23 protein-coding genes are annotated in these 24000 nt (G+C 59.5%); 9 read left to right on the top strand and 14 right to left on the bottom strand.

The annotated features are described in order from the left end of the window. Positions 1-13: 13 nt before the first annotated feature. Positions 14-1837 (bottom strand): ABCB family ABC transporter ATP-binding protein/permease, encoded by a 1824-nt coding sequence (locus ACR0LI_RS03155; protein ID WP_171631358.1) that lies wholly within the window; start codon positions 1835-1837, stop codon positions 14-16. 58 nt (positions 1838-1895) lie between these two features. After that, positions 1896-3269: a LysM peptidoglycan-binding domain-containing protein gene (locus ACR0LI_RS03150; RefSeq protein WP_480717995.1), complete on the bottom strand. Its 1374-nt coding sequence runs from the start codon at positions 3267-3269 to the stop codon at positions 1896-1898. Between the two features lie 127 nt (positions 3270-3396). Here ACR0LI_RS03150 and ACR0LI_RS03145 point away from each other — a divergent pair, with 127 nt between their 5' ends. Continuing rightward, the gene (locus ACR0LI_RS03145) at positions 3397-3948 is read left to right on the top strand and encodes an LOG family protein (protein WP_171167536.1); all 552 of its coding nucleotides are present in this window, start codon (positions 3397-3399) and stop codon (positions 3946-3948) included. 43 nt (positions 3949-3991) lie between these two features. Here ACR0LI_RS03145 and ACR0LI_RS03140 read toward each other — a convergent pair whose 3' ends face one another. The 3 genes from ACR0LI_RS03140 to ACR0LI_RS03130 form a co-directional block, all read right to left on the bottom strand. Next, a complete protein-coding gene (locus ACR0LI_RS03140; protein WP_171631353.1) occupies positions 3992-4453 on the bottom strand; it encodes a baeRF12 domain-containing protein in 462 nt (153 codons plus the stop codon). Positions 4454-4671: 218 nt separating this feature from the next. Then, complete coding sequence (locus tag ACR0LI_RS03135; RefSeq protein WP_209832694.1) at positions 4672-5550, bottom strand: metallophosphoesterase; 879 nt, start codon at positions 5548-5550, stop codon at positions 4672-4674. A gap of 4 nt (positions 5551-5554) precedes the next feature. Further along, on the bottom strand, positions 5555-6154 hold the full coding sequence (locus ACR0LI_RS03130; RefSeq protein ID WP_171228054.1) for a superoxide dismutase: 600 nt from the start codon (positions 6152-6154) through the stop codon (positions 5555-5557). Between the two features lie 43 nt (positions 6155-6197). On the opposite strand from ACR0LI_RS03130, the gene ACR0LI_RS03125 reads away from it, so the two are divergent. Both ACR0LI_RS03125 and ACR0LI_RS03120 read left to right on the top strand, forming a co-directional pair. After that, complete coding sequence (locus ACR0LI_RS03125) at positions 6198-7016, top strand: FkbM family methyltransferase (RefSeq protein WP_245223415.1); 819 nt, start codon at positions 6198-6200, stop codon at positions 7014-7016. A 63-nt stretch (positions 7017-7079) separates the two neighbouring features. After that, complete coding sequence (locus ACR0LI_RS03120; RefSeq protein WP_480717994.1) at positions 7080-7511, top strand: hypothetical protein; 432 nt, start codon at positions 7080-7082, stop codon at positions 7509-7511. 35 nt (positions 7512-7546) lie between these two features. On the opposite strand, the gene ACR0LI_RS03115 is transcribed toward ACR0LI_RS03120, so the two are convergent. The 4 genes from ACR0LI_RS03115 to ACR0LI_RS03100 form a co-directional block, all read right to left on the bottom strand. Next, positions 7547-8113 carry a sarcosine oxidase subunit gamma gene (locus ACR0LI_RS03115; RefSeq protein WP_480717993.1) on the bottom strand — a complete coding sequence of 189 codons (567 nt, stop codon included), beginning with the start codon at positions 8111-8113 and terminating at the stop codon, positions 7547-7549. Then, positions 8106-11120 carry a sarcosine oxidase subunit alpha family protein gene (locus tag ACR0LI_RS03110; RefSeq protein WP_480717992.1) on the bottom strand — a complete coding sequence of 1005 codons (3015 nt, stop codon included), beginning with the start codon at positions 11118-11120 and terminating at the stop codon, positions 8106-8108. The genes ACR0LI_RS03115 and ACR0LI_RS03110 overlap by 8 nt, the downstream gene beginning before the upstream one ends. 67 nt (positions 11121-11187) lie before the next feature. Continuing rightward, complete coding sequence (locus tag ACR0LI_RS03105; RefSeq protein ID WP_171631333.1) at positions 11188-11517, bottom strand: sarcosine oxidase subunit delta; 330 nt, start codon at positions 11515-11517, stop codon at positions 11188-11190. 75 nt (positions 11518-11592) lie between these two features. Continuing rightward, positions 11593-12837 (bottom strand): sarcosine oxidase subunit beta family protein, encoded by a 1245-nt coding sequence (locus ACR0LI_RS03100; RefSeq protein WP_171723009.1) that lies wholly within the window; start codon positions 12835-12837, stop codon positions 11593-11595. Between the two features lie 176 nt (positions 12838-13013). Here ACR0LI_RS03100 and ccmI point away from each other — a divergent pair, with 176 nt between their 5' ends. The 3 genes from ccmI to ACR0LI_RS03085 are packed head-to-tail and all read left to right on the top strand — an operon-like array spanning position 13014 to position 14946. After that, positions 13014-14234 (top strand): c-type cytochrome biogenesis protein CcmI, encoded by a 1221-nt coding sequence (ccmI, locus tag ACR0LI_RS03095; protein ID WP_171631330.1) that lies wholly within the window; start codon positions 13014-13016, stop codon positions 14232-14234. Next, positions 14231-14695 carry a Holliday junction resolvase RuvX gene (gene ruvX, locus ACR0LI_RS03090; protein ID WP_171631328.1) on the top strand — a complete coding sequence of 155 codons (465 nt, stop codon included), beginning with the start codon at positions 14231-14233 and terminating at the stop codon, positions 14693-14695. Before ccmI ends, ruvX begins: the two co-directional genes overlap by 4 nt. A gap of 17 nt (positions 14696-14712) precedes the next feature. Next, positions 14713-14946: a DUF1289 domain-containing protein gene (locus ACR0LI_RS03085; protein ID WP_152458393.1), complete on the top strand. Its 234-nt coding sequence runs from the start codon at positions 14713-14715 to the stop codon at positions 14944-14946. 653 nt (positions 14947-15599) lie between these two features. Here ACR0LI_RS03085 and ACR0LI_RS03080 read toward each other — a convergent pair. The 5 genes from ACR0LI_RS03080 to ACR0LI_RS03060 all read right to left on the bottom strand — a co-directional run bounded on the left by ACR0LI_RS03080 (position 15600) and on the right by ACR0LI_RS03060 (position 19720). Continuing rightward, positions 15600-16328, bottom strand: coding sequence for a SpoIIAA family protein (locus tag ACR0LI_RS03080; RefSeq protein ID WP_480717991.1), 729 nt, complete (start codon positions 16326-16328; stop codon positions 15600-15602). A 36-nt stretch (positions 16329-16364) separates the two neighbouring features. Further along, a complete protein-coding gene (locus tag ACR0LI_RS03075; RefSeq protein WP_371732212.1) occupies positions 16365-17120 on the bottom strand; it encodes a hypothetical protein in 756 nt (251 codons plus the stop codon). A 23-nt stretch (positions 17121-17143) separates the two neighbouring features. Then, a complete protein-coding gene (locus ACR0LI_RS03070) occupies positions 17144-17968 on the bottom strand; it encodes a sulfite exporter TauE/SafE family protein (RefSeq protein WP_171723005.1) in 825 nt (274 codons plus the stop codon). Between the two features lie 15 nt (positions 17969-17983). After that, complete coding sequence (gene dusA, locus ACR0LI_RS03065; RefSeq protein ID WP_480717990.1) at positions 17984-18979, bottom strand: tRNA dihydrouridine(20/20a) synthase DusA; 996 nt, start codon at positions 18977-18979, stop codon at positions 17984-17986. 138 nt (positions 18980-19117) lie between these two features. Continuing rightward, complete coding sequence (locus ACR0LI_RS03060; protein ID WP_480717989.1) at positions 19118-19720, bottom strand: TetR/AcrR family transcriptional regulator; 603 nt, start codon at positions 19718-19720, stop codon at positions 19118-19120. Between the two features lie 141 nt (positions 19721-19861). Here ACR0LI_RS03060 and ACR0LI_RS03055 point away from each other — a divergent pair, with 141 nt between their 5' ends. The 3 genes from ACR0LI_RS03055 to ACR0LI_RS03045 all read left to right on the top strand — a co-directional run bounded on the left by ACR0LI_RS03055 (position 19862) and on the right by ACR0LI_RS03045 (position 23969). Continuing rightward, the gene (locus ACR0LI_RS03055) at positions 19862-20326 is read left to right on the top strand and encodes a (2Fe-2S)-binding protein (protein WP_171631310.1); all 465 of its coding nucleotides are present in this window, start codon (positions 19862-19864) and stop codon (positions 20324-20326) included. 3 nt (positions 20327-20329) lie between these two features. Further along, positions 20330-22516 (top strand): xanthine dehydrogenase family protein molybdopterin-binding subunit, encoded by a 2187-nt coding sequence (locus tag ACR0LI_RS03050; RefSeq protein ID WP_171631308.1) that lies wholly within the window; start codon positions 20330-20332, stop codon positions 22514-22516. 133 nt (positions 22517-22649) lie between these two features. Next, positions 22650-23969, top strand: a complete 1320-nt coding sequence (locus ACR0LI_RS03045; protein ID WP_171631306.1) for a glutamine synthetase family protein — start codon at positions 22650-22652, stop codon at positions 23967-23969. Positions 23970-24000 lie beyond the last annotated feature (31 nt).

Genomic DNA, 24000 nt, shown 5'->3' with positions numbered 1-24000 from the left:
CATGTTTGGATCTTCAGGCCGCTTCCCCGTCCGATTGCTGCCGGTTCCACAATTGGGCATACCGCCCCGACCGCGCCAGCAACTCGTCATGCGTGCCCTGTTCAATGACCTCGCCCGCTTCCAGAACCACGATCCGGTCCGCTTCGGCAATGGTGCTGAGGCGATGGGCAATGGTGATAACCGTACGACCCTCTCCTGCGCGCGCCAGCGCATCCTTGATGTCCTGCTCGGTATCTGTGTCCAAGGCCGAGGTCGCCTCGTCCAACAACAGGATCGGCGGGTTCTTGAGCAAAGTCCGCGCGATGCCGACTCTTTGTTTTTCACCACCTGACAGTTTGAGCCCGCGTTCACCGACCATAGTGTCATAGCCTTCGGGCAGCGAGGTGATGAAATCGTGAATTTGCGCAGCTCGGGCTGCGGCCTCGACCTCCTCCGGGGTGGCGTCGTCACGGCCATAGGCAATGTTGTACCGGATGCTGTCGTTGAACAATACCGTGTCCTGCGGCACAACGCCGATGGCCGCGTGCAGACTGGACTGCGTCACATCCCGCACATCCTGTCCATCGATCTTCAAGGATCCTTTGGTCACATCGTAGAACCGGAAAAGCAGCCGCCCGATGGTTGATTTGCCAGACCCGGTTGCCCCCACGATGGCCACGGTCTGCCCGGCAGGAACGGTCAACGAAACACCCTTGAGGATCTCCCTTTCAGGGTCATAGCCGAAATGCACATCGTCCAGCGCGACTTCGCCGCCATTCACCTTGAGGTTGGGCGCACAGGGTTTGTCGGTGACTTCGGCGGGCTGTTCAAGCAGATCGAACATCTGGCCCATATCGACCAACGATTGCCGGATTTCCCGGTAGACCGTCCCCAGAAAGTTCAGCGGTACGGTGATCTGGATCATGTAAGCGTTGACCATGACGAAATCGCCCACTGTAAGGTTTCCGCTCTGAACCCCGATGGCAGCCAGAACCATCACACCGATCAAACCACAAGTGATCAGGAATGACTGGCCAAAATTCAGAAATGCCAGCGAATATGCCGTTTTCAGCGCCGCCCCGGCATAGGCTTTCATCGACACATCATATCGCTCAGCTTCGCGCGCTTCGGCATTGAAATACTTGACAGTTTCGAAATTCAGCAGGCTGTCGATGGCGCGCTGATTGGCTTCGGTGTCCTGATCGTTCATCTCGCGCCGAAGCTTCACCCGCCATTCGGTCACGGCAAATGTGAACCAGATATACAGACCGATTGTGACGGCGACGACCACCAGATACCAGACATCGAACAGCCACATCAGGATGATCGCCACCAGCAGCAGTTCCAGGATCAGCGGCCCGATCGAGAACAGCAGAAAGCGCAACAGGAACTCGACGCCCTTGACACCCCGTTCGATGATGCGGCTCAGCCCTCCGGTACGGCGGGATACGTGGTAACGCATCGAGAGGTTGTGAATGTGCCGAAAGGTCTCAAGCGCCAACGCCCGCAGAGCCCTTTGCCCTACGGGCGCAAAGGCCGCATCCCTCAGTTGTTGGAATCCCACGGTCAGCATCCGCGCCACGCCATAGGCGACCGTCAGCCCGACCGCGCCCAGCGCCACCGGCGGCACGCCCTCACCTGCCAGCGCGTCAACGGCACCTTTGTAAAGGATTGGCGTATAGACCGCGATCAGCTTGGCCAGAACCAGCATGACCATGGCAATCACCACGCGGCGCTTTACCCATGGTTCATCCTGTGGCCAAAGATAGGGTGCCACTTTGCGGATCGTGCGCCAGCCCGAGCTTCGCTCGTCACGCGGCACCGTATCGTCCGGGGTCGTAGTAGGTGTTCGTCTCATCACGTACCTTAACTGCGGTCAGAGATTGACCCCGGCCCGCTTGGGCCAAAGGCGATGCTTATTCAGGTATGGTGAAGACCTGCCCCGGATAGATCAGATCCGGATCGCGGATCAGGTCGCGATTGGCCTCGAACAGCCGTACATACAGGACCCCGTCGCCAAACCGGTCGCGCGAGATGGCCCACAGCGTGTCGCCCCGTTGAACCGTAACCGAACGGATGGCAGCTGCTTCGCCCTGCGCGTTGGCCTGACTTGCCGCGACGGCGGCATCCAGAACTTCAACCGGCTCTCGCTTGAACGGGGTTTCGACCCGGCTGAGCACCGTCCCGTCCGTATTCACCGCGTCCACGCGCAGCGTGTAGACACCCGGATCAATCCCCTCCAGATCGCTGCGCCAGGATCCATCCTCTTTCGGGTCGAGATCGGCGATCAGGCGATTGTTCAGGTACAGTCGAACGGCTGCACCGTCCTGCACACGCCCGGTCAGCTGGACATTGCCGGTATCAGAGTACCCGATGGTATCCAGTGCGATCTGATCAGGGGGCGTATCCCGCACCACAGGCGGCTGCACCAGTTCAACCCCTTCTTCGCCGGACCGCAGCACCGCAATCTGCTGATCCGGTTCGGGTGTCTGCGGCGGCGAGTCGGCGGTTTGCGTTTCCTCGGCCTCCGGCACGGTGGTTTCGGTTCCGGTCACATCAGTTTCTGGCGCTGGAACTTCGGTCGCCGTTTCGGGCTCAACGTCTGCATCGGCTGTCGCGATCGTGGCGTCTTCGGCGTCGGCCGTCGTGTCCGGATCGGATGCCGGCGATTCTTCAGTTACAGGCGCTTCTTCGACCGGCTTTGGCAATGCCGCAATCAGATAGTCGTCGGACTGTGTGATCCGTTGGCCATCCTTGCTTTGCAGGACCAACCCCTGAGCCGCGTCGCTGAACGGGATCGAAACAAATTCGGCAAACTGGCCGCTGCCGTCCACGGTAAAGCTGTGCAGGGTTTCGCCGTTCAGCAGCACCTCGATCCGGCTGCCGGGCTCGGCATCGCCGGACAACAGCGCCCTGCCATCTGGCTCAACAAAAATCTGATCCAGGGCCGGAGGGGCCGCTGGCTGGGGCGCGATATCTTCCGTCTTGGCAACGGCGGTGTCCGCGTCAGAGGCGTCGGCCGTTTCACTAGTGTCCTCGGCAGGCTCGGTCGTGGGCCCTTCATCCGCAGGAGCCGCCTGTTCAACCACTTCCGGTTCCGAAACCTGCGCACCCTGCCCTACAGGTTCCGGGGCTACGGCAGAGGCGGTTTCCTGCGGGGCGCTCGGCTCGGGCGTTTTGGTGAAGACGCCGGACAGATACAATCCACCCGCGCCCAATATCGCAACAAGACCCGCAATCACCCCCCAGATGAAATTGCCCGAGCTTCCGTTTCCCGATTTGGCGTCCATTATTTTCCTTTCACTCCGCCGGGCAAAAGCTATGCGTTGAAAAGCTTTCCGACGGACAGTTGAGCCAATCTATCAATCCCGCTATCACGGGTCAAAACCCCTGACACAACCCCGGAGCCCCCCTTTGATGTCTCAGAAATCAGTCTGTGTGTACTGCGGGTCACGCAATGGAGCCGAGAAGGCTTATTCTGAAACTGCACGGCAGTTTGGCAGCCTGCTGGCGCAGGAAGGCTGGCGGCTGGTCTACGGAGCCGGAGATGTCGGTTTGATGGGTGAAGTGGCCCGCGCCGCGCAGAATGCCGGTGGTGAAACCTTCGGCGTCATTCCGGTGCATCTGGTCAAGCGCGAGGTCGGAAAAACGGATCTGACCCACTTCGTGATCACCGAGACAATGCACGAGCGCAAGAAAGTCATGATCATGAACGCCGACGCCGTCGTGGTCCTGCCGGGCGGTCCGGGGTCGCTGGACGAGCTGTTCGAAGCGCTGACATGGCGCCAGCTTGGCCTGCATGACAAGCCGATCGTCGTGGTCAATGTGAACGGCTATTGGGACGCGTTGCACACATTGTTGGATCAGGTGATCGGGCAAGGCTTTGCCGACACGTCTTTGGCGGATTTCATCACCTGGGTCGAAGACGCCGATACAGCCATGATCGCCCTGCGGGACAAGCTGACCTGAGGATGGGAAACCGTGCGGGCGGTTGAACCGCCCGCCGTATTCATCAGGCAAGTCTGGCTTTGGGTTGCAGACTGAGGCGCACCACCTGCTCGACCTTGTGCAAAGGATGATTGGTCAGGGTCTTGTTGACCTCGGCCACGACCTTTCCCAGCACCTCGCTGTGTAACCGACGCCGCAACAGACCCAGAACATGGGGGCTGGCCACCAGAACCAGCCGATCATAGGCGCCTTTCAGCCCCTTGCGATTCAACAGGTTCGCCAGATCCTGCACGAACAGAGATTTTGCGTGCGCCTTCCACGTGGGTTCTTCAATTGCCGATTTCTGTTTTGGTCCGCCGTCGTTGCGACGACCTGCGCGGTCCGTCGGTTTTCCGGTCGGGCCGTCTTGTTCTTCGACAGCGACGACGACAAAATTGGGATCGTCGGCATCGGTGATATTCTCCATCACCAGCGCTTTCTCTCCATCTGCAACAATAACCCAAGTTCCCTGTGTAAGTGCGACCATTGCGATCTCCTGATTAGGTTGTGTTCTGGGTATCCCTCGACCTGCTGGACATGCGGGTTCGTTGACGCACGAACAGTGCGCAGCCCGATCATTGTTTGAATTGATATGCAGTTTCTCCCTCTACCCTACAGAGATGTGTACTGGAAAACAGCAAACAAGATACCGTCACGCAGAAAGGGCACGTATCGGCGGGTTTTCACCGGCTGGTCATCAACCCTTTAGGCGGACATCTCGACAACGGTGATTTCGGGCGTCACGCCCAGACGAACCGGCAGGATCGAACAGCCGATACCGCCCGAAACGACCAGATCGCGCCCATTTTCGCGTACATGGCCATAGGCATAGCGATTGCCGAATTTCGATGGCACCACGGGCGACCAGCCGAACAGGCGCACTTGGCCACCATGTGTGTGCCCTGAAAGGGTCAAGGCCACCCGCCCGGGCACAGTGGGAAACACATCGGGCTCATGCGCCATCATCACAACCGGAGCGTCATCGGTGATCTGCGCCAGAGTACCTTCCAGATCGTCCAATCCTTGCGGCTTGCCGTTGCGCCAGATCGCCAGCTGATCCTCGAGACCGGCCAGCCAGATGCCCTGAGTTTCGAGTTTGATCGCGGCATTGGACAACACCGAAATTCCGTTCTGTTCCAGAATTTCGGCATAGCGATTGGGCCCGGACCCGCGCCGCTGTGCCGACCTGTCATCCCACCAGTCGTGATTGCCCAGAACGGCAAAGACACCATTCTTCGCCTCAAGCCCGGCAAGCACAGGGGCCAGGTCCTGCATCTTGACCGTGTCCGAGACACCTTTGTGGCTTGCAAAGAAATCACCCAACAGCAGGATCACGTCCGGAGCCAGCGCATTGGTTCGGCGGACCACCTGCCTTACGCGGTTCAGGCCGACATAGGGCTCGCCCACATGCATATCGGACAGTACGGCGATTCTGAGCGGCGGCGCTGTCCAGTCGTCCCGCTGAATGCGCCATTTGCGCACGCGCAGCCGAACCGCGGGTTCAATAATGAACCCGTAGGCGGCCGTGACAAGGCCTGCCAGCGTCGCCGCCAGCAGGCCCTTTATGAACCGACGTCGGTTCAATACGTTACATCCGCGATGCGACGTTTTCCCAGTTCACCAGATTGTCGAGGAAGTTCGACAGGTAGGCCGGGCGCTTGTTGCGGAAATCGATGTAGTAGGAGTGCTCCCAAACATCGCAACCCAGCAGCGCGGTTTGACCAAAGCACAGTGGGTTCACGCCATTCTCGGTTTTTGTGACGGCCAGCGAGCCATCGGCGTTCTTGACCAGCCACGCCCAGCCCGAACCGAACTGACCCGCACCGGCGGCACTGAATTGCGACTTGAATTCATCCACCGAACCGAAGCTTTCGGTCAGCGCCTTTTCCAGCTCGCCCGGCATCTTGGACTCGCCCGGCCCCATCATTTCCCAGAACTGGTTGTGGTTCCACAACTGGCTGATGTTGTTGAAAATACCGTTTTGTGCCACGGCGTTTGCGTCGTATGTACCAACGATGATCTCTTCCAGCGACTTGCCGTCCCATTCGGTGCCGGCGATCAGCTTGTTGCCGTTGTCGACATAGGCCTTGTGGTGCAGGTCGTGGTGATATTCCAACGTTTCCGCGGACATACCCTTGGCTGCCAGCGCGTCATGTGCATAAGGAAGATCAGGAAGTTCAAAAGCCATGTCGGCCCCCTGTTTAAATGTAAGTTGCGGTTCCCAAGGTTAAATGCTTTGGCAACCGCCGCAGGTCAAGGGGCGTGGCAAGAAAACCCGGAGGCAGGCGATGCTGACACAGGCGCGCAAGATGTTCTATCGCGCCCGCGGATATTATGCGGGCAATCTGAACGGCGAGCCGTTTCGTCTGGACCCGTACCATTCGAAATTCTGGCGCAAGGCCACTGCGGGCGCTTGGGAGCCTGAAACATTTGCAGTTCTTGACCGGTTCCTGTCCCCTCAAAGCGACTATCTGGACATCGGCGCGTGGATTGGCCCGACGGTGCTGTACGGTGCGCGAAGGGCACGGCATGTCTGGTGTTTTGAGCCTGACCCGACCGCGTTTCGGCATCTGGCATGGAATCTTGATCTGAACGGTATTCAGAACGTTTCGGCATTCGGGGTCGCCCTGTCAGATCGATTTGGCGTGGCACGCATGGCCTCTGTGCGCGGTGAACCCGGGGATTCCACCAGTTCGCTTCTGCACGACGGGGCGCATGGGTCTGATGCGCTGACGATCGCCTGGGACCAATTCGAAAAAACAAACGACCTGTCACGGGTTTCGCTGGTCAAAATGGACATCGAGGGCGCGGAATTCATTGTTGCCCCCACTTTGTCCGCGTGGCTGAAGGAACGCCGCCCCGCCCTTCTTCTGTCTCTTCACGCACCTCTGCTTCCGGAAGACCAGAGGCACGAACGTGTCAGCGCATTGATGGATGAACTGGGTTATTACGCAAACCTGTCGGATGACAAGTCACAGCCTGTAGAGATTTCGGACTTGCTGACCGAAGATGGCCTGAGCCGTTTTCACACCGTTCTCTTGCATGGGTAGAACGTCTGGCATTTTTTTCTTCGTTCACGCGAGGTCCCGCTTGCGGCATTGAGGTGTATCAGTTTGATTGCAGACACCAAGAATCATACCCAAGTAGATAAAATGAAAAGACTTTTACCGATTGTAGTCGCCGCATTTCTTGCACATACCGCTGCGGCAGAAACGGTTACCTATCATTGCAAGATGTCCAAACAGGACGCCCATGGCTGGATTGCGCCAGAGTATGCGTTCCGGATCGACCCCGCCGCATCTTCGGCGATGGCCGCCACTTCGTACCAGGATTGGGCCAAGGCAAAATTCAAAGACCGCGGCGCCAAGGGATATCGTATTATCTGGAATCTCGATCAGAAAATGGTTGCCGGCGGCAATGTCCGCGTTCGATATCAGGCGAACCTGAAAACAACCGACAATACGGTCGCCGTCCGCATGGCATTCGTTCAGGGAAATTTCGCGAACAAACCTTTCGGAGTCGGGACCTGTTCAACAGTCAAGTAAGAAAAAGCCCCGGATGAACCGGGGCTTTTTTTTGTTCAGTAGATCCCAACCTCACTGCCGGGCTGTGCTGCCACCTTGAGCAGTTTGAACACGTAATCCGCAGCGGAACGGAAGCAGACCACGCGGAAGGTCTGTTCATCATCCATCCAAAAAGCACCAGCCACCTGCGCCAGACGCGAGCGGCGAATCTGGCCGGGCTGGAATGCATCCGCCGACAGATCGACGGGCGCGACCTTGCCCAGCACCTCTCTTGCGCTGGCACCAGAGACGCTGAAGACGGCGCGGGCATCCGAGACATTGACCGCCAAAGCATGGGTGCCGCTCAGGGCACCGACCATGTCGGCCAGTTTGGCTTCGACCTCGGCATAAGGCACCAGAACCAGCAACTCGTCGGTCGACATCCAAGCCACGCCGGTATCGCCGGTCACAAGCACCTCGCGCTGACCCGGCACTTTCTGACCGGTTGCATCCTTGACGGCCTTGGCCAGCACCTTGTCGGACAGGTTGCCGCGCAGGGTTATCATGCCTTGCAGGCCGCATTCCTGGACCTTGGCGATGCCGTCATAGCTGGCGTGGTTCAATGCGCTGATGGGTTCAGACATTCTGCTTCTCCCCGTCCTTGTCATAAAAGATCGGGTCCACGATCTTGGCTTTGTAGGTTTTACCGTCCGTGCCCGGGAACTCGACGATCTCGCCCATGCGGTCGGGGCCGTGTTTGATCAGCCCCATGGCGATCCCTTTGCCCAGATTGGCCGAGTAATATGTCGACGTCACACGGCCGATCATGTTGCGCTGACCGTTGGCATTGACGCCCTCGCCCACCGCGTAAGCTCCATCCGGCAGAACCGATCCGTCCACAGTCTCGAGACCGACCAGTTTCCAGCGCTCGGGATCCGCCATGTGGGTCCGCGAATGGGCGCGTTTGCCCAGATAATCCTCTTTCTTCTTAGACAGCGCCCAGTGCAGCCCCAGATCCTGCGGGATCACGGTGCCGTCGGTCTCGTCCCCGATCATGATAAAGCCCTTCTCGGCCCGCAGGATGTGCAGACATTCGGTTCCGTAAGGCATCACGCCGAACTCTTTGCCTGCCTCCATCAAGGCATCCCAGAACGCCTGACCCTGGCTGGCGGGAACGGCGATTTCATAAGACAGCTCGCCCGAGAAGGAAATGCGGTAGGCCCGGCAATCGAAGCCTCCGATCTTGCCATCGCGCCATTCCATGAAGGGCAGCGCCTCTTTGCTAACATCCATGCCGCCCAGCTTTTCAAGCACCTTGCGGGCATTGGGGCCGACCACGGCGACCTGCGCGTATTGCTCGGTCACGTTGGCGACATAGACTTTCCAGTCCCACCATTCGGTCTGAAGCCATTCTTCCATGTGACCATGGATACGCTCGGCCCCGCCGGTGGTGGTGTGGCACAGCCAGGTGTCTTCATCGATGCGGGCGACAACGCCGTCGTCGATCAGAAAGCCGTTTTCCGAACACATCAGGCCATAGCGGCATTTGCCGACCTTCAGCGTGGACATCATGTTGGTGTACAACATGTCCAGAAACTTGCCGGCATCCGGGCCTTTGACGATCAACTTGCCCAGCGTCGATGCATCCAGCAGGCCGAGGTTCTCGCGGGTGTTTTTCACCTCGCGATTCACCGCGTCATGCACGGATTCGCCGGGGCGGACATAGGCATAGGTCCGGCGCCAGTGGCCGACCGGCTCCCAATCGGCGCCGTTCCTGTCGTGCCAGTTGTGCATCGGTGTCCGACGGATCGGCTGAAAGACCTCACCCCGTGCCTCACCACCGATCGCACCCATCGAGATAGGCGTATAGGGCGGGCGGAAAGTGGTTGTCCCAACCTTGGGAATTTCGGATTCCAGAGCATCAGCAAGGATCGCCAATCCGTTGATGTTGCTCAACTTACCCTGATCGGTCGCCATGCCCAGCGTGGTATAGCGCTTGGTGTGTTCGACGCTTTCATACCCTTCGCGCGCGGCCAGTTGGACGTCTGAAACCTTGACGTCGTTCTGGAAATCCAGCCAGGATTTCATACGCAATTGGACTTCTGCATTTGCCGGCATCAGCCAGACCGCTTCCATCGGCGCTTCGGCGGTTGTGTCCCCTGCGGGCGCCTTGGTGTTCTTGGGCTTGAAGCCAGCCGCCTTGGCGGCCGCCTTACCGGCCGCATGGGCGTCTGTCAGAACATCCTGCAACGCCAGAGGGCCGTTGGACGCGCCAGCAGCAACAACGAACCCTTTGCCGTCTACCCCCAGCGGCGGACGCTCGGGATCCGGCCGGAAATGCGCGTTTGCCTCATCCCAGATCAGCTTGCCCCCGCAATGGGACCACATGTGCACGACCGGAGACCAGCCGCCGGACATGGCGACTGCATCCGCCTCAACCTCTTCACGCGCGCCGCCGACGCCCTCTTGATTGCAGATGGCTACCTTTTTGACGCGCTTGCCGCCTTTGACCTTGGCAATGGCTTTGCCTGGATCGACGCGGATACCCAACTGGCGGGCTTCTTCCGCCAAAGGTCCGGCCGTTGCCCGGGCGTCAACAATGCGCAAAACATCCACACCTGCCTGTTTCAGGATAATCGCGGTACGATAGGCGTCGTCATTGTTGGTGGCGACGATGACACGTTCGCCCGGGGTAACCCCCCAGTTCACGACATAGTCGCGCATGGCCGATGCCAGCATCACGCCCGGAACATCGTTGCCAGCAAAGGACAATGGTCTTTCAATTGCACCCGTTGCCGTTACAATTTGCTTGGCGCGAATGCGCCACAAACGATGGCGCGGGCCCTGCACGCCCGGCGTGTGGTCCGTCAGACGTTCGTATCCCAGCACATAACCATGGTCATAAACACCCGCTCCCATGCAGCGCGTGCGCATGATGACGTTGTCCATTGTTTCGAGTTCGGAAACCAATTGTTCCACGAACTTATCCACAGGCTCACCATCCACGGTGCCGCCGTCAACCGGCGCGCGACCTCCCCAATGCGCGGTCTGCTCGATCAGCAGGACCTTGGCACCGGATTGTGCCGCCGCCTTGGCTGCCTGCAAACCAGCCACACCGCCGCCGATCACCAGAACATCGGTAAAGGCGTAGAAATGTTCATAAGTGTCGGCATCCCGGTTGTCTTTGTTGGGCGCCTTGCCCAATCCCGCCGACTGCCGGATGAACGGTTCGTAGACGTGTTTCCAGAAGGGTTTGGGGTGGATGAACGTCTTGTAGTAGAAGCCGGCCGGCAGAAACCGGGCAAAGGCCGTGTTCACCGCACCGATATCATATTCAAGGCTTGGCCAATGGTTCTGTGAAATCGCGGTCAAGCCGTTGAACACCTCGGTCGTCGTGGCGCGCTGGTTCGGCTCGAACCGGTTGCCCTGCCCCAGGCCGACAAGCGCGTTCGGCTCTTCCGCGCCGCTGGCGACAACGCCGCGGGGACGGTGGTATTTGAACGACCGGCCAACCATCATCTGGTCATTGGCCAACAGGGCCGAGGCAAGCGTATCCCCCTCATAGCCCTGCATCGAGGTTCCGTTGAAGGTGAATGTGACCTTTTTCGACCGGTCAATCAGCCGGCCTTGTTTTGCGAGACGGGTGCTCATTGTGCGGACCTTTCGCATGTGGAGGCGTCAAAGCCTCCGGCGGGAGTATTATTGAAAAGATGAAGCATCAGGAGAACTCTCTCCACGTCCAGCCGGGCCGTTTGGCAGTGATGGCATCCTTGATGTCTTGCGGCGGTTCGGAGGTCTGAGCCGTGTAGGTTCCGAACACTTCGAGTGTCTGCGTGCAGCGCGCGGCGTGGAACCACTTGCCGCAACCATTGGCGTGTCGCCAGCGCTCGAAATGAACACCTTTCGGGTTTTCACGCATGAACAGATAGTCGTGGAATTCGTCATCCGACGAGCCCGGGCCGAAACGCTTCAGATGCGCTTCGCCACCGGCGGCCAGTTCGGATTCTTCGGCGTCTACGCCGCAATAGGGGCAATTCAGGATTAGCATGTTGTCATCCTTTTGGCGGTCGGTCAGCGCGGGGGCCGACCTGAATTCTGTTTTCTGGCACCTTCGGGAATCTCCCTAGTGCGCCACCCCGGCGGCCACGCTTTCGTCTATGAAGCGGCCTTCTTTGAAGCGGTCCATCGAGAAGGCTTCGGTCAGCGGTGAATGGCCCGTCGCCATCAACTGCGCCATCCCCCAGCCCGAGCCCGGAATCGCCTTGAAACCACCGGTGCCCCAGCCGCCATTGATAAAGCAGCCCTGCAACGGTGTTTTCGACAGGATGGGCGAGCGGTCACCGGTCATGTCCACGATCCCGCCCCACTGGCGCAGCATTTTCAGGCGCGAAATCATCGGGAAGGTTTCGACCAGCGCCCGCACCGTTTCCTCGATATGATGGAAAGACCCGCGCTGCGTGAAGTTGTTGAACCCGTCGGTCCCCCCCCCGATCACCATTTCGCCCTTGTCGGATTGCGACATGTAGCCGTGCACGGTGTTGGCCATCACGACCACATCCATGCAGGGTTTGATGGGCTCGGACACCAGCGCCTGCAACGCGACGGCTTCCAGCGGCAGGCGGAAGCCCGCCATCTCGGCCAACTGACCCGAATGGCCGGCGACGACGATGCCCAGCTTGTCACAATCAATGGCACCCTTGGTGGTATCGACCCCGACAACGCGCCCGTTGTCCGAGCGCACACCGGTGACTTCGCATTGCTGGATGATATCCATCCCCATCGCCGAACAGGCACGCGCATAGCCCCACGCCACCGCATCATGGCGCGCAGTGCCCCCGCGTTCCTGCCAAAGGCCGCCCAGAACCGGATACCGGGGGCCGTCCAGATTGATGATTGGCACCAGTTGTTTGACACGCTCAGGCGTAATCCATTCGGTTTTCACGCCCTGCAAAGCGTTGGCATGGGCCGTACGCTGATAGCCGCGGATCTCGTGCTGGGTCTGCGCCAGCATGATGACACCGCGCGGGCTGAACATGATGTTGTAGTTCAATTCCTGGCTCAGGTCCTCGTAGAGGCTGCGCGCTTTCTCGTAGATCGCCGCCGACGGGTCTTGCAGATAGTTCGAACGGATGATCGTCGTGTTGCGACCGGTATTGCCGCCGCCCAGCCAGCCTTTTTCGATAACCGCGACATTCTGGATGCCATAGTTCTTGCCAAGGTAATACGCGGTCGCCAGACCATGACCGCCAGCACCAACGATGATGACGTCATAGCGCTTCTTGGGTTCGGGTGAGCGCCAGGCGCGCTCCCATCCGGTGTGATAGCGCAGAGCTTCCCGCGCCACAGCAAAGGCTGAATAGTGTTTCATGTGCGAATCCATCCGGTTCGGTGATTGGGCGCAGATATGCCGTGTGACGGCATTTTAACCCTGCCGTGCAACGCCGCAATATCGCACTATTGCGACATGTCGCTCATTCGCGGCCATTTGTCCCTTTTGTCGGACGCCTCACAGGTCTAAGTCAGGGCAGCATCCTCGGAGGGACCATGACGTTCTGGGTTCTGATTTTTCTTGTCGCGCTGCTGATCGCAGCTTTTCTCAGCTTTACCCTGCTGCGCAAACGCCGTGGGGATGAACCCGCGGCGGCATACGATCTGCGGGTTTATCGCGAACAGTTGGCCGGTGTGGACCGGGATCTGGCGCGCGGTGTCATTGGCGAGGCCGACGCCGAACGGGTGCGCACGGAAATTTCCCGTCGCATTCTGGCCGCAGATGACCAAATGAAGAAAGAGGGTGCCGGCGCCGGGCCATCTCGTGCGGTTTCGGTGTTGTCGATCCTGGCAATCTCGTTGCTTCTGATCGGTGGAGCGTTGGCGATGTATCATCGCACCGGGGCCGTGGGTTTGCCTGACATGCCGCTGACCGCACGGCTTGAACTGGCCAAGGAAGTGCGCGCCAACCGGCCATCCCAAAGCGCCGCGGAAGAACTGGCGACCCCACCTCGACCTGCGCAGCTGGAAGAAAGCTATGCCAACCTGCTGAAGCAGTTGCGCGAAACCGTTGCGAGCCGGCCGGACGATTTGCAGGGTCAGATGTTGCTGGCGCAACACGAGACGAATGCGGGCAACTTCAAGGATGGGTACACCGCGCAGCAAAAGGTGATCGAGCTGTCCGAAGACAGCGCCACGGCTGATACCTATGCGGACCTGGCTGAAATGATGATTCTGGCCGCAGGTGGGTATGTCTCACCCGAAGCGGAACAGGCGCTGATCGAAGCGCTGAACCGTGACCCCCGTCACGGCCCGGCGCGCTATTATTGGGGGCAGATGCTTGCCCAGATCGGGCGGCCGGACCTTGCCTATCGCATGTGGGTCGAAACGTTGCAGGATTCCCCCGCAGGTGCGCCCTGGGCCGAAGCAATTCGGGCTCAGATCGATGAACTGGCCTTTAGGGCCGGCGTTTTCAATGCACCGGATTTGAGCACCGCACCCGGCCCCAGCCAGGAAGACATGGCCGCCGCCGCAGAGCTGAGCCCCGAAGAGCGGCAGCAGATGATTCAGGGCATGGTGGACCAGCTGTCTGATCGGCTGGCGGCAGAGGGCGGATCCCCCGAGGAATGGGCCCGCCTGATCGCGGCCTTGGGCGTTCTTGGCCAGGGTCAGCGCGCCATCGATATTCGCGATGAGGCCATGGAAGTCTTTGCCGGCGATTCAGAGGCGTTGCAGATCATCGATGCGGCGGCCCTTCAAGCCGGGATCGCTCAATGATCCATGACGCTATCGAAGAATTTGCAGCAGCCTTGCAACCGATGAGTGCCCTGATGGGGCTGGACCTTGGGGAAAAGACAATCGGCGTCGCCGTGTCCGACCGGATGCGCGGTGTCGCCAGCCCGCTGGAAACGGTACGGCGCAAGAAATTCACGCTCGATTCCGCGCGCCTGATCGAAATTGTCACCGATCGCGAGATCGGGGGCATCTTGCTGGGCCTGCCCAAGAACATGGATGGCAGCGAAGGGCCAAGATGCCAGTCAACGCGGGCATTTGCGCGCAATTTGTCCCGCCTGACCGATCTGCCCATCGGGTTTTGGGACGAACGGCTCAGTACCGTTGCGGCAGAAAAAGCACTACTTGAGGCGGATACGACACGAAAACGTCGCGGACAGGTTATTGATCACGTTGCGGCCAGCTATATTTTGCAAGGGGCGCTGGACAGGCTCCGCTTTTTGTAACGGGTCGGAGACCAGTGATGACGAATATGGTTTGGAAAAGGAATGAGGTCGAAAGCCCTTGTGTCCAGATCTGTGTCGTTCACCCGACTGAACGCATCTGTACCGGCTGCTATCGCACGATTGACGAAATCACCCGTTGGTCCAAGATGGACAGCAGCGAACGCGCCGAAATCATGGAAGATCTACCAACCAGAAAGCCGCGCCTCAGCAAACGCCGAGGCGGGCGTGCAGCGCGCATAAACGGTTCCTGAAGTCAGCCAGCCTGCTTTGGGGACGTATCCCTGTGGTCATTGGATTCGTCGCGGGCCGACCTGTTTGTGTCTTGCCCGCGCAGCTCTGACTCGAACAGAGCTGCGATTTCGGATCTGCTTGTTTTTGCAGTCCCGTATTTTTTCGCTGCACGTCGGACACGCTTCGTGCCGGTCTTGTCCGCCTTGAATACTGGCGTCTTGCGTGCCGCAAATCTTTCCATCAATAACCTAAGTGTCATCGCAAACTTCCCGCTTCCAATAACTGTGCCGCCGCGGGCCGAGTTCGAGCTCCTAAAAGGGGCCAGCTCATGAACGCATCTGTTCAACGTGAGTGGAGGCCCGCAGCGACACGGCGTAGGTAAGGGTATTTCCGGTCAAATTTAGGGGGAAAACACACGGTTTTTGGTCCGTGTTGACCTTAAGGTCAGAAATTCCACGGAAAAACCCACCAGTTCCCTTACGTCACAATTCTTGACCGGCACGGTATCAAGACCGGTTTCAAGACATGTGATGCGTGTCGTTCCGCGAAATAAGCCAATCAGATTTGGTCAATTCGCGCTCAAGGGTGCTTTGTTCTGACCAGAGAACAAAGCACGCAAGCCGCCTGTTGGCAGCAAGATCACAAGATGCAGGTTGGCACGCAGAGCAGATCCTTACCCGGCAGCCAGCCAGATTTTGGCGTTTTCGATTTCCTCGGACGGAAAGAACTGAGTCCGTGTGCCCAATACATGACTGGCGACACGTTGTGCCATGTGCTGCCAGCTTTTGTCCCCGACGATGGCCGCGCGATCCAGTTGTCCGATGTGGCGGCTGGCCAGACGAAAATGTGCTGCAAGAGCGGACAACCCCTGCCAGCCGTCGAATTCCCGCAGGTCGATCAGCAACCGAAATCCGGATCGATCATGCAACAAAGTGTCCAGGTCGCGTTCGGCTTGCTTGTACTCCTCGGGGTCCAGTTTTCCCAAAAGGCTGATCTGCACACATGGGCCCTCAAGATCGGTCACGTGAATGGATCCCAGCGACTCGCGCATCCAGCGCCGGGCGGCCTCAAGCTCGGCCAGTTCAAAGACCTGAACGGGGCATGGCAGGATCGGGGCGGCCAATCGGATGATGGTTTGCACCCAGCCCTGATCGGCAACAACCGCGATCCGGTCAAACCCCCGCCAGTGGCTGAGCCCCAGCTTGGTGTCGGACCAGGCCGCGCCCAAATCATACCCCTTGAACTCGGGCTGCACGATGGCCAAAAGCCGAACGGAATCATGTTCGGTCAGCGCTGCTTCGATTGCAGGAACCAGGACATCGGCATAGTCGGCGCTGGTGACTTGCCCCGACAACTCCACTTCTATCAACGCACCATCAGAATTCGTATGGACCGTAATCATCGGTCAAAACCTCCAAAGCCAAACAATGACAGGAGGTTAAGTGGATTCGATCCATTCCGCCACACCCCCGGCGCATTCCGGGCGGAAATAGGCAATCATCCGTCCATCCGGCCCTGCGCTTGCCGTTTCCGCCCAGGGGGCAACCCCGTGCAGGCAGTGGCGGTGCAGCACGTAAGCCTCGCCCGGTTTTGCAGGCAATTCGATTCGCGGGCAGGTTTCGAAAACCTCGCGACGGACGGATTGGTAGATATCCGTAACATCGACTTCATGCAGGCGCTCTTGTGGCGTCCCCGCAAGGGCGCGCCTGAAAGCCGCACCCAGGATATGATGGCTGCCTTCCCACAACACCATGGGCGACGCATCCGGGCTGGCCTCGGTCAGCGGTATGCCCAAAACCCACGCATGCGGTTCATCCACCCGGCGGCGACGATCCGGCCCCACCGGGCGCAAACCGTCCACATGGGCCGCGTCCCGATTTCTGCGATACCGCGCGGCGGCTTCGTTTTCCCCCCGACGCGGGCGTGGATACCCAGGATGCGTGACCGAGACTTGGCCTTTGTGAAGTGGCAACTGCCCGTAACGCCCTGCAATGAATGACATGGCGGTTCCGGCCAAAGGCCCCGATTGGCCAACCCTGCCCTGCGCGTCATTGGGCAACGCGTCAACACCGATGAACCACGTCCCGTCACAATCCAGCCAGTCAGCATGGGCCGGGTCCGATACCGCGGCCCGTGCGGCAGGCAGCGCATGTCCCACCCAGGCCGCAAGCACTGGATCATACGGGAATTTCACCCACCCCCTGACGTCAAAATCCTTCACAAACCCACCGCCTTGCGCAGCATATTGAGCGCCACCAGCGTAAGGAACACTGCGAATACGCGCTTCAAGGGTTTCGGATCCATCGCATGGGCCAGCTTCACCCCCCAGGGCGCGGTGATCATCGTCATTGCCACGACGATACCGAAGGCCACCAGATTGACCGCCCCAATGGTCAGCGGAGGCCGGTGTTCCGGTGCGATATCCAGAAACAAAAACCCGATGACCGAGGGCACGGCGATAATCACACCAAACCCGGCGGCGGTTGCGACGGCACGATGGATCGGCGTGTTGTAGAGGCTCATCAGCGGCACACCAAAACTGCCGCCGCCGATTCCCATCAGAACCGAAAGAAACCCGACCGCAGGAGACAGGATGGCCCGCTTTATTCCACCGGGCATGACATCACCCAGCCGCCATTCCGAACGACCCAGCCCCAGATAGGCCCCGATCACCATTCCCAATATGCCGAACAGCGCCTGCAAGGCTTCGGTCCGCAGGGCCGAGGCAACCAGAACTCCGATGATCGCACCGACGACGATCCCCGGCCCCCAACCGCGCAGAATACCCCAATCCACCGCACCCTTTTTATTGTGCGCCAGAACGGATCGGACCGATGTCACGATGATCGTGGCCAGCGACGTGGCCAGACACAGCTGCATCAACTGCGGGCCGCCATAGCCAAGAGTTTGAAACGCATAGAAAAAGGCAGGCACCAAGACGATTCCACCGCCGACCCCCAGCAATCCGGCAAGCACGCCGGCCAGCGCTCCGATCGCAAGCAAAAGGCCCAGCATCTGGGCCAGCAACATCGTCTCGGGCATAGTTCCCCCTGCCGCTTAAACTTCTGCCATGGGCGCCACATGATCCAGCGCCCGCAGCATCACCTCGGGTCCGGCCCCATCCTGCACAGCCCCTTCCGACAAGGCGCGCCGCCATGCGCGGGCTCCGGGACGACCTGCGAAAAGGCCCAACATATGACGCGTGATCTGGTGCAGACGCCCGCCATTGGCAAGGTGCCGTTCCACATAAGGTACCATATGTTGAACGATCGCGAACGGATCACGCGTCGTTCCGGTACCAAAGATGCGTCGGTCAGCATCCGACAGGACATCGCCCGGCTGATGATAAGCGGCCCGGCCGATCATCACCCCATCCAGACCGGCTTCCAGATGTGCGGCTGCCTCGTCCAGAGTGTTGATGCCGCCATTGATCGATATGTGAAGATCCGAAAACTCATCCTTCATCCGATGCACAAGGTCATAGTCCAAAGGTGGGATATCCCGGTTTTCCTTTGGGCTCAGCCCTTGCAGCCACGCCTTGCGGGCATGGATTGTCACCCTTTGGCAACCTGCCGCGCTGATGTGCTCAAGAAACGCGGGCAATACATCTTCGGGCTCCTGATCATCGACTCCGATGCGGCATTTAACGGTGACATCCACATTCACCGCTTCGCGCATGGCAGTCACGCAGTCGGCAACGCGGGCCGGGTCTTTCATCAAGACCGCGCCAAAAGTGCCGGATTGCACCCGATCCGACGGACAGCCGCAGTTCAGATTGATCTCATCATACCCGGCCTCAGCCCCCAGTCTCGCGGCCTGCGCCAGTTCTTCCGGGTCGGAGCCGCCGAGTTGCAAAGCAACCGGGTGTTCCTCGGGAGAGTAGTCCAACAGATGCAACGCCCCGCCCCGCACGAGCGCCGGCGCCGTCACCATCTCGGTATACAGCAACGTTTCCGCGCTGAGGAGCCGATGAAAATAGCGGCAGTGGCGGTCTGTCCAATCCATCATGGGTGCCACGCTTAAACGCGCAGCCTGTGTTGCCTTGCATGTCACAGCAACGCCTCCGTCCTGCTATGCTTCGAAATCCGATGGACTGTCAGTGGCTTTGCCCACCCGAATCAAGTCGAAAAGCCCTAACACATTCCTCTGGCGACGTCCCGACTGCGACCATCATCAGTGAGTTGCTATCGATTAGACACCATATCGGCTCATCACCATCTGGACACTGCTTTCGATCGTTTCCGTCATCTCGGCTTCGCTGAGCGCCCCACCCGTAAACAGCAGTGGCCAGAAGGCGCGCGCCTTGATCAGGCCGATGAATTCGCGCCCGGCCCGTTCCGGATCATCGATCCGAAGCTGCCCATCCTCTGCCGCATCTTTGAGCATGGCAATGAATGTCGCTGTCTTGTCCAGCTTGCCCTGCGCTTCCGCCGCAAGCGTCGGGTTGCGCAAGGTTTCGCTGATCACCATCCGGGCCATCGCGATAACATCGGGCCGCATCAGAATGTGCCCTTCAGCCCAGGCCAGTTCAGTCAGTTGTGTACGAATATCGCGACCTTTTTCATACCGAATTTCCAGCACTTCAGCAAAGCGGCTGGACAATTCGACCACGATGGAGCGGAACAGGTTTTCTTTACTTTCAAAGTACTTGTACAGCGTACGCTTGGACACTTCGGCCCTTGCTGAAATGCGATCCATACTGGCCGCGGCAAAGCCCTTTTCCTGGAACTCGGCCACGGCAGCTTCGATGATCTGTGCGCGCTTGGACGCATTCTGTGCGCTGCATTCGTTCATGTCAGAGCTATAGACCTATTGACGTGCCCTGGTCAAACACCAGGTAAACGCAGGAGTTTACAGAGGCAAAACCATATGCCATAAGTAAACCTGCGAGTTTACCAATTACGGAAACCAGCACCAACAGGAGACCCCCTCATCATGGCTCTTAAATTGAACCTGAACGGCACGACCCTCGAGGTTGATGCCGAACCCGGAACGCCTCTTCTCTGGGTGATCCGAGACGAACTGAAACTGACCGGCACAAAATTCGGCTGCGGCGTGGCATCCTGCGGGGCCTGCACCGTGCACGTGAATGGTGAGCCCGTCCGTTCCTGTCAGACATTCATTGAAGACGTCGAAGACGCCGAAGTCACGACTATCGAAGCTGTCGGTGACGACAAGATCGGTGCTGCCGTACAACAGGCCTGGGTCGAACTGGATGTCGTCCAGTGCGGCTATTGCCAGTCGGGTCAGGTGATGTCGGCTGTCGGGCTGTTGTCCGAGAACCCGAAGCCGTCGGTCCAGGAGATTGACGAGTACATGTCCGGCAATGCCTGCCGCTGCGCCACCTATCAACGCATCCGCGCCGGCATCCAACGCGCGTCTGAAATTCTGGAGGCCTGATCCATGACCATCAACACCTCTCGCCGTTGGTTTCTGAAAGGCGCCGCCGCTGCCGGTGCCGTCCTGCTGGTTGGCGCCCGCCCTGATGGTGTGCTGGCCGCGGCCTCGTCCGAGACCGCGCAGTTCAATCCATTTGTGAAGATCGATGCCGATGGCACCGTGACCGCCATCGTCAAACATTTTGAAAAAGGTCAGGGCCCGGCGACCGGACTGCCGACGCTGATTGCCGAAGAAATCGGCCTGACCATGGATCAGATCGAGTACGAGTTCGCCCCCTCGGATCCGAATGTCTACAACAACCTGCTGTTCGGCCCGTTCCAGGGCACCGGCGGTTCGACCGCGATGGCGAATTCGTGGCTGCAATACCGTCAGGCCGGTGCTGCCGCGCGCGAAATGCTGATCAACGCCGCCGCGCAAAGCTGGGGCGTGGATTCATCTGGCATCACCATCGAAGACGGCATCGTGAAGGCAGGCGACAAGTCGGCTCCGATCGCTGAATTTGTGTCTGCTGCGTCGCAACTGGACGCTCCGGCAGAGCCACGCCTGAAGGACCCGTCCGAATTCCGTCTGATCGGAAATGAAACGGTGCGCCGCAAGGATACGGCAATCAAAAGCAACGGCCAGGCGATGTTTGCCATGGACGTTCACCTGCCCAACCAGATGATCGCCATGATCAAACGCCCCGAAGCGAAGGGCGGCATCGCGCTGGGCTTTGATGACAGCGCATCGAAAGAGGTCAAAGGCTATATCAGCGCCGCTGTTCTGCCCAATCAGGCGGGCGTCGCGGTGTACGCCGAGAACACCTGGGCCGCGATTCAGGCACGCGATGCGCTTGAGGTCGAATGGGACATGTCCGGCGCGGAAACCCGCAACTCGGACCAGATCAAGGCCGAGATCATGGACGCGCTGGAGGCTGAGCCCACGTATAATGTCAACAAGGCGGATTTTGCCGCTGTGGCAGCCGCCATCGACGGAGCGGACAAGGTCGTCGAAAAAACGTTCTACTTCCCACTGCTGGCCCATGCCCCTATGGAACCGCTGAACTGCACCATCGAGCAGACCGCAGACGGAGACATCGTTCTGCATGACGGGGCACAGATGCCGACGGGTCCTCATATGGCCTACCAGCAAATCTTTGGCCTGCCCGCCGAGAAGATCCACATCAAAACCATGCTGGCAGGCGGGTCTTTCGGGCGCCGCGCCACCCCGGATGCGGATTATCAGGTCGAGGCCGCCCTGGCCTTTGTCGTCACTGACCGCTCTCGCCCGGTGAAACTGGTCTGGACGCGCGAAGACGACATTCGCAGCGGGTATTACCGACCGGCCTTTGGCCACAAGGTTCGTGTGGGTCTGGACGCCGAAGGCAACATCGTCGGGTGGCAGCACCAGATTGCCGGCCAATCCGTGATCAAGGGCACCCCGTTCGAGGCTGTTCTGGTTCATGACGGCATCGACCACAGCTCGGTCGAAGGCGTTTCGGACAGCCCCTACAGCATCCCCGGCATGGCGGTGGGTCTGACAGACACGCCAAAGGCGACGACGGTTCTGTGGTGGCGCTCGGTCGGGCACACCCACACCGCCTATACGATGGAAACCATGATGGATCTGGTGGCCGAGGCCGCCGGTCGTGATCCGGTGGAATTCCGTCTGGCCCATCTTTCCGACAGCAGCAACCTGGACCAGCAGCGCAAAGCAGCTGTTTTGAAGCTGGCGGCCGAAAAGGCAAACTGGGGCAATGCGCCAGAGGGCCGGTCGCAGGGGATTGCCGTTCACAAGTCCTTTGGGTCTTACGCGGCTGAAGTGGTCGAAATCTCGGGCGATCCGGAAAATGGCATCAGGATTGAAAAGGTCACGTGTGCCGTGGATTGCGGTATCGCCGTGAACCCCGATATCGTGCGGGCCCAGATGGAAGGCGGCATCGGCTATGGCATTGGCCATGTGATGCGTGACCAGATCACCCTGACAAGTGGGGCGGTGGATCAATACAACTTCCCGGATTACGAACCGCTGCGCATCGGGGATATTGCCGCAATCGACGTGCATATCGTGCCATCGGCCGAAGCACCGACCGGCGTCGGAGAACCCGGCACGCCACCGTCAGCACCGGCTTTGGCCAATGCGATCAAAGCCCTGTCAGGTTTGCATGTGGCGCAATTGCCCATGGAAGAACATGGCGTAAGCTTTGCCTGAAAACAGCTCTCCGCGCCGGTCTATACCGGCGCGGGGCGTTCCTTGAAAACCCAAGCCAAAATTTGATCAAATTTGGTGACAAAGCACATCCATTGAAGTAAATCACTGGGGAGTTTCACCGACGGAGCCCCCAATGGATCTGAGAGCCCTGCACAATTTTCGCGTCGCCGCATGTGACCTGAACGGTCAAATGCGTGGCAAACGCGTGCCCCCTGGCTATGCCGACAAACTGGGAAAAGGCGCCGTGCGAATGCCGTTTTCGGCACTGAACGTAGACTTGTGGGGCGCTGATATCGAAGGAAGCCCGCTGGTCTTTGAAACCGGCGACGCAGATGGGGTGCTGCGCCCGACCGAACGCGGCCCGGTCCCCGTGCCCTGGCTGGATACGGAAACAGCGCTGGTTCCGATGTGTCTGTATGATGATGACGGAGTGCCCTTCCCGGGCGACCCGCGGCATGCCCTGTCCGCCATACTCGACCGCTATGCGCAACGCGGCTGGTCCGTTGTTGCCGCGACAGAGTTGGAGTTCACACTCGTTGACGCTTCTGGCGCGCAGCCGCAACCACCGGTGAATCCGATCACAGGGCGGCGCCTTGCGGATGAGGCCGTTCTGTCGGTTGCCGAAATGGACGCGTTCGAGGCGTTCTTTACCGACCTGTACGATGGCTGCGCCGCAATGGGCATCCCCGCGCAGACGGCGATTTCCGAAAGCGGCATCGGCCAGTTCGAGATCAACCTGAACCATCAGGACGCCATGCGCTGTGCCGATGATACGTGGTTTTTCAAGGCATTGACGCGTGGGTTGGCGCGCAGGCACGGATTTGCGGCCACCTTCATGTCCAAACCTTATGCCGATGACGCAGGCAACGGAATGCATGTGCATTTCTCGGTGGTGGACCAGAACGGGCACAATGTGTTCGACAACAACGGGCCGGAAGGCACCGAGATATTGCGGTCTGCCGTAGCTGGCTGTGTCGCAGCCATGCCGGGCAGCTCGCTGATATTTGCACCCCACGGCAACTCCTACACACGGCTCATACCGGGTGCACATGCGCCCACGGGCGCCTGCTGGGCCTATGAAAACCGAACCGCTGCCATTCGCATCCCGGGCGGGGCCCCGGCCGCACGGCGCATCGAACACCGTGTCGCCGGCGGGGACATAAACCCGTATCTGATGTTGACCGCGGTTCTGGGCGCGGCACTTGTCGGCATCGAGGACGGCTTGATCCCCCCTGCCCCGATTACGGGGAACGCCTATGACATCGCGGACCTGCCTCAACTGATGCCGGATTGGTCGAGCGCGATTGACAGGTTCTCCACGGATCCTTTGGTGGCCCGGCTGTTCCCCGCTGACCTGATCCGCTATCTGACCATGACCAAACGACAAGAGATCACCCGATTTGCGAACATCCCGCCCGAGGATCACTGGTTGAGCTATCTCGAGACGGTTTGACCCCCTTGCCGCGTCAACCAGTCTCGGCTAG

This window comes from Ruegeria sp. CL7, from assembly GCF_056536445.1.
This window is presented reverse-complemented; position numbering and strand designations above follow the sequence as displayed.

Coding starts and splice junctions, on each gene's coding strand:
- ccmI (WP_171631330.1), top strand. CDS start 13,014: ATGACGTTCTGGGTTCTGATTTTTCTTGTCGCGCTGCTGATCGCAGCT.
- ACR0LI_RS03055 (WP_171631310.1), top strand. CDS start 19,862: ATGGCTCTTAAATTGAACCTGAACGGCACGACCCTCGAGGTTGATGCC.
- ACR0LI_RS03145 (WP_171167536.1), top strand. CDS start 3,397: ATGTCTCAGAAATCAGTCTGTGTGTACTGCGGGTCACGCAATGGAGCC.
- ACR0LI_RS03050 (WP_171631308.1), top strand. CDS start 20,330: ATGACCATCAACACCTCTCGCCGTTGGTTTCTGAAAGGCGCCGCCGCT.
- ACR0LI_RS03130 (WP_171228054.1), bottom strand. CDS start 6,154: ATGGCTTTTGAACTTCCTGATCTTCCTTATGCACATGACGCGCTGGCA.
- ACR0LI_RS03125 (WP_245223415.1), top strand. CDS start 6,198: ATGCTTTGGCAACCGCCGCAGGTCAAGGGGCGTGGCAAGAAAACCCGG.
- ACR0LI_RS03115 (WP_480717993.1), bottom strand. CDS start 8,113: ATGTCTGAACCCATCAGCGCATTGAACCACGCCAGCTATGACGGCATC.
- ruvX (WP_171631328.1), top strand. CDS start 14,231: ATGATCCATGACGCTATCGAAGAATTTGCAGCAGCCTTGCAACCGATG.
- ACR0LI_RS03150 (WP_480717995.1), bottom strand. CDS start 3,269: ATGGACGCCAAATCGGGAAACGGAAGCTCGGGCAATTTCATCTGGGGG.
- ACR0LI_RS03085 (WP_152458393.1), top strand. CDS start 14,713: ATGACGAATATGGTTTGGAAAAGGAATGAGGTCGAAAGCCCTTGTGTC.
- ACR0LI_RS03045 (WP_171631306.1), top strand. CDS start 22,650: ATGGATCTGAGAGCCCTGCACAATTTTCGCGTCGCCGCATGTGACCTG.
- ACR0LI_RS03100 (WP_171723009.1), bottom strand. CDS start 12,837: ATGAAACACTATTCAGCCTTTGCTGTGGCGCGGGAAGCTCTGCGCTAT.
- ACR0LI_RS03110 (WP_480717992.1), bottom strand. CDS start 11,120: ATGAGCACCCGTCTCGCAAAACAAGGCCGGCTGATTGACCGGTCGAAA.
- ACR0LI_RS03105 (WP_171631333.1), bottom strand. CDS start 11,517: ATGCTAATCCTGAATTGCCCCTATTGCGGCGTAGACGCCGAAGAATCC.
- ACR0LI_RS03080 (WP_480717991.1), bottom strand. CDS start 16,328: ATGATTACGGTCCATACGAATTCTGATGGTGCGTTGATAGAAGTGGAG.
- ACR0LI_RS03140 (WP_171631353.1), bottom strand. CDS start 4,453: ATGGTCGCACTTACACAGGGAACTTGGGTTATTGTTGCAGATGGAGAG.
- ACR0LI_RS03155 (WP_171631358.1), bottom strand. CDS start 1,837: ATGAGACGAACACCTACTACGACCCCGGACGATACGGTGCCGCGTGAC.
- ACR0LI_RS03060 (WP_480717989.1), bottom strand. CDS start 19,720: ATGAACGAATGCAGCGCACAGAATGCGTCCAAGCGCGCACAGATCATC.
- ACR0LI_RS03070 (WP_171723005.1), bottom strand. CDS start 17,968: ATGCCCGAGACGATGTTGCTGGCCCAGATGCTGGGCCTTTTGCTTGCG.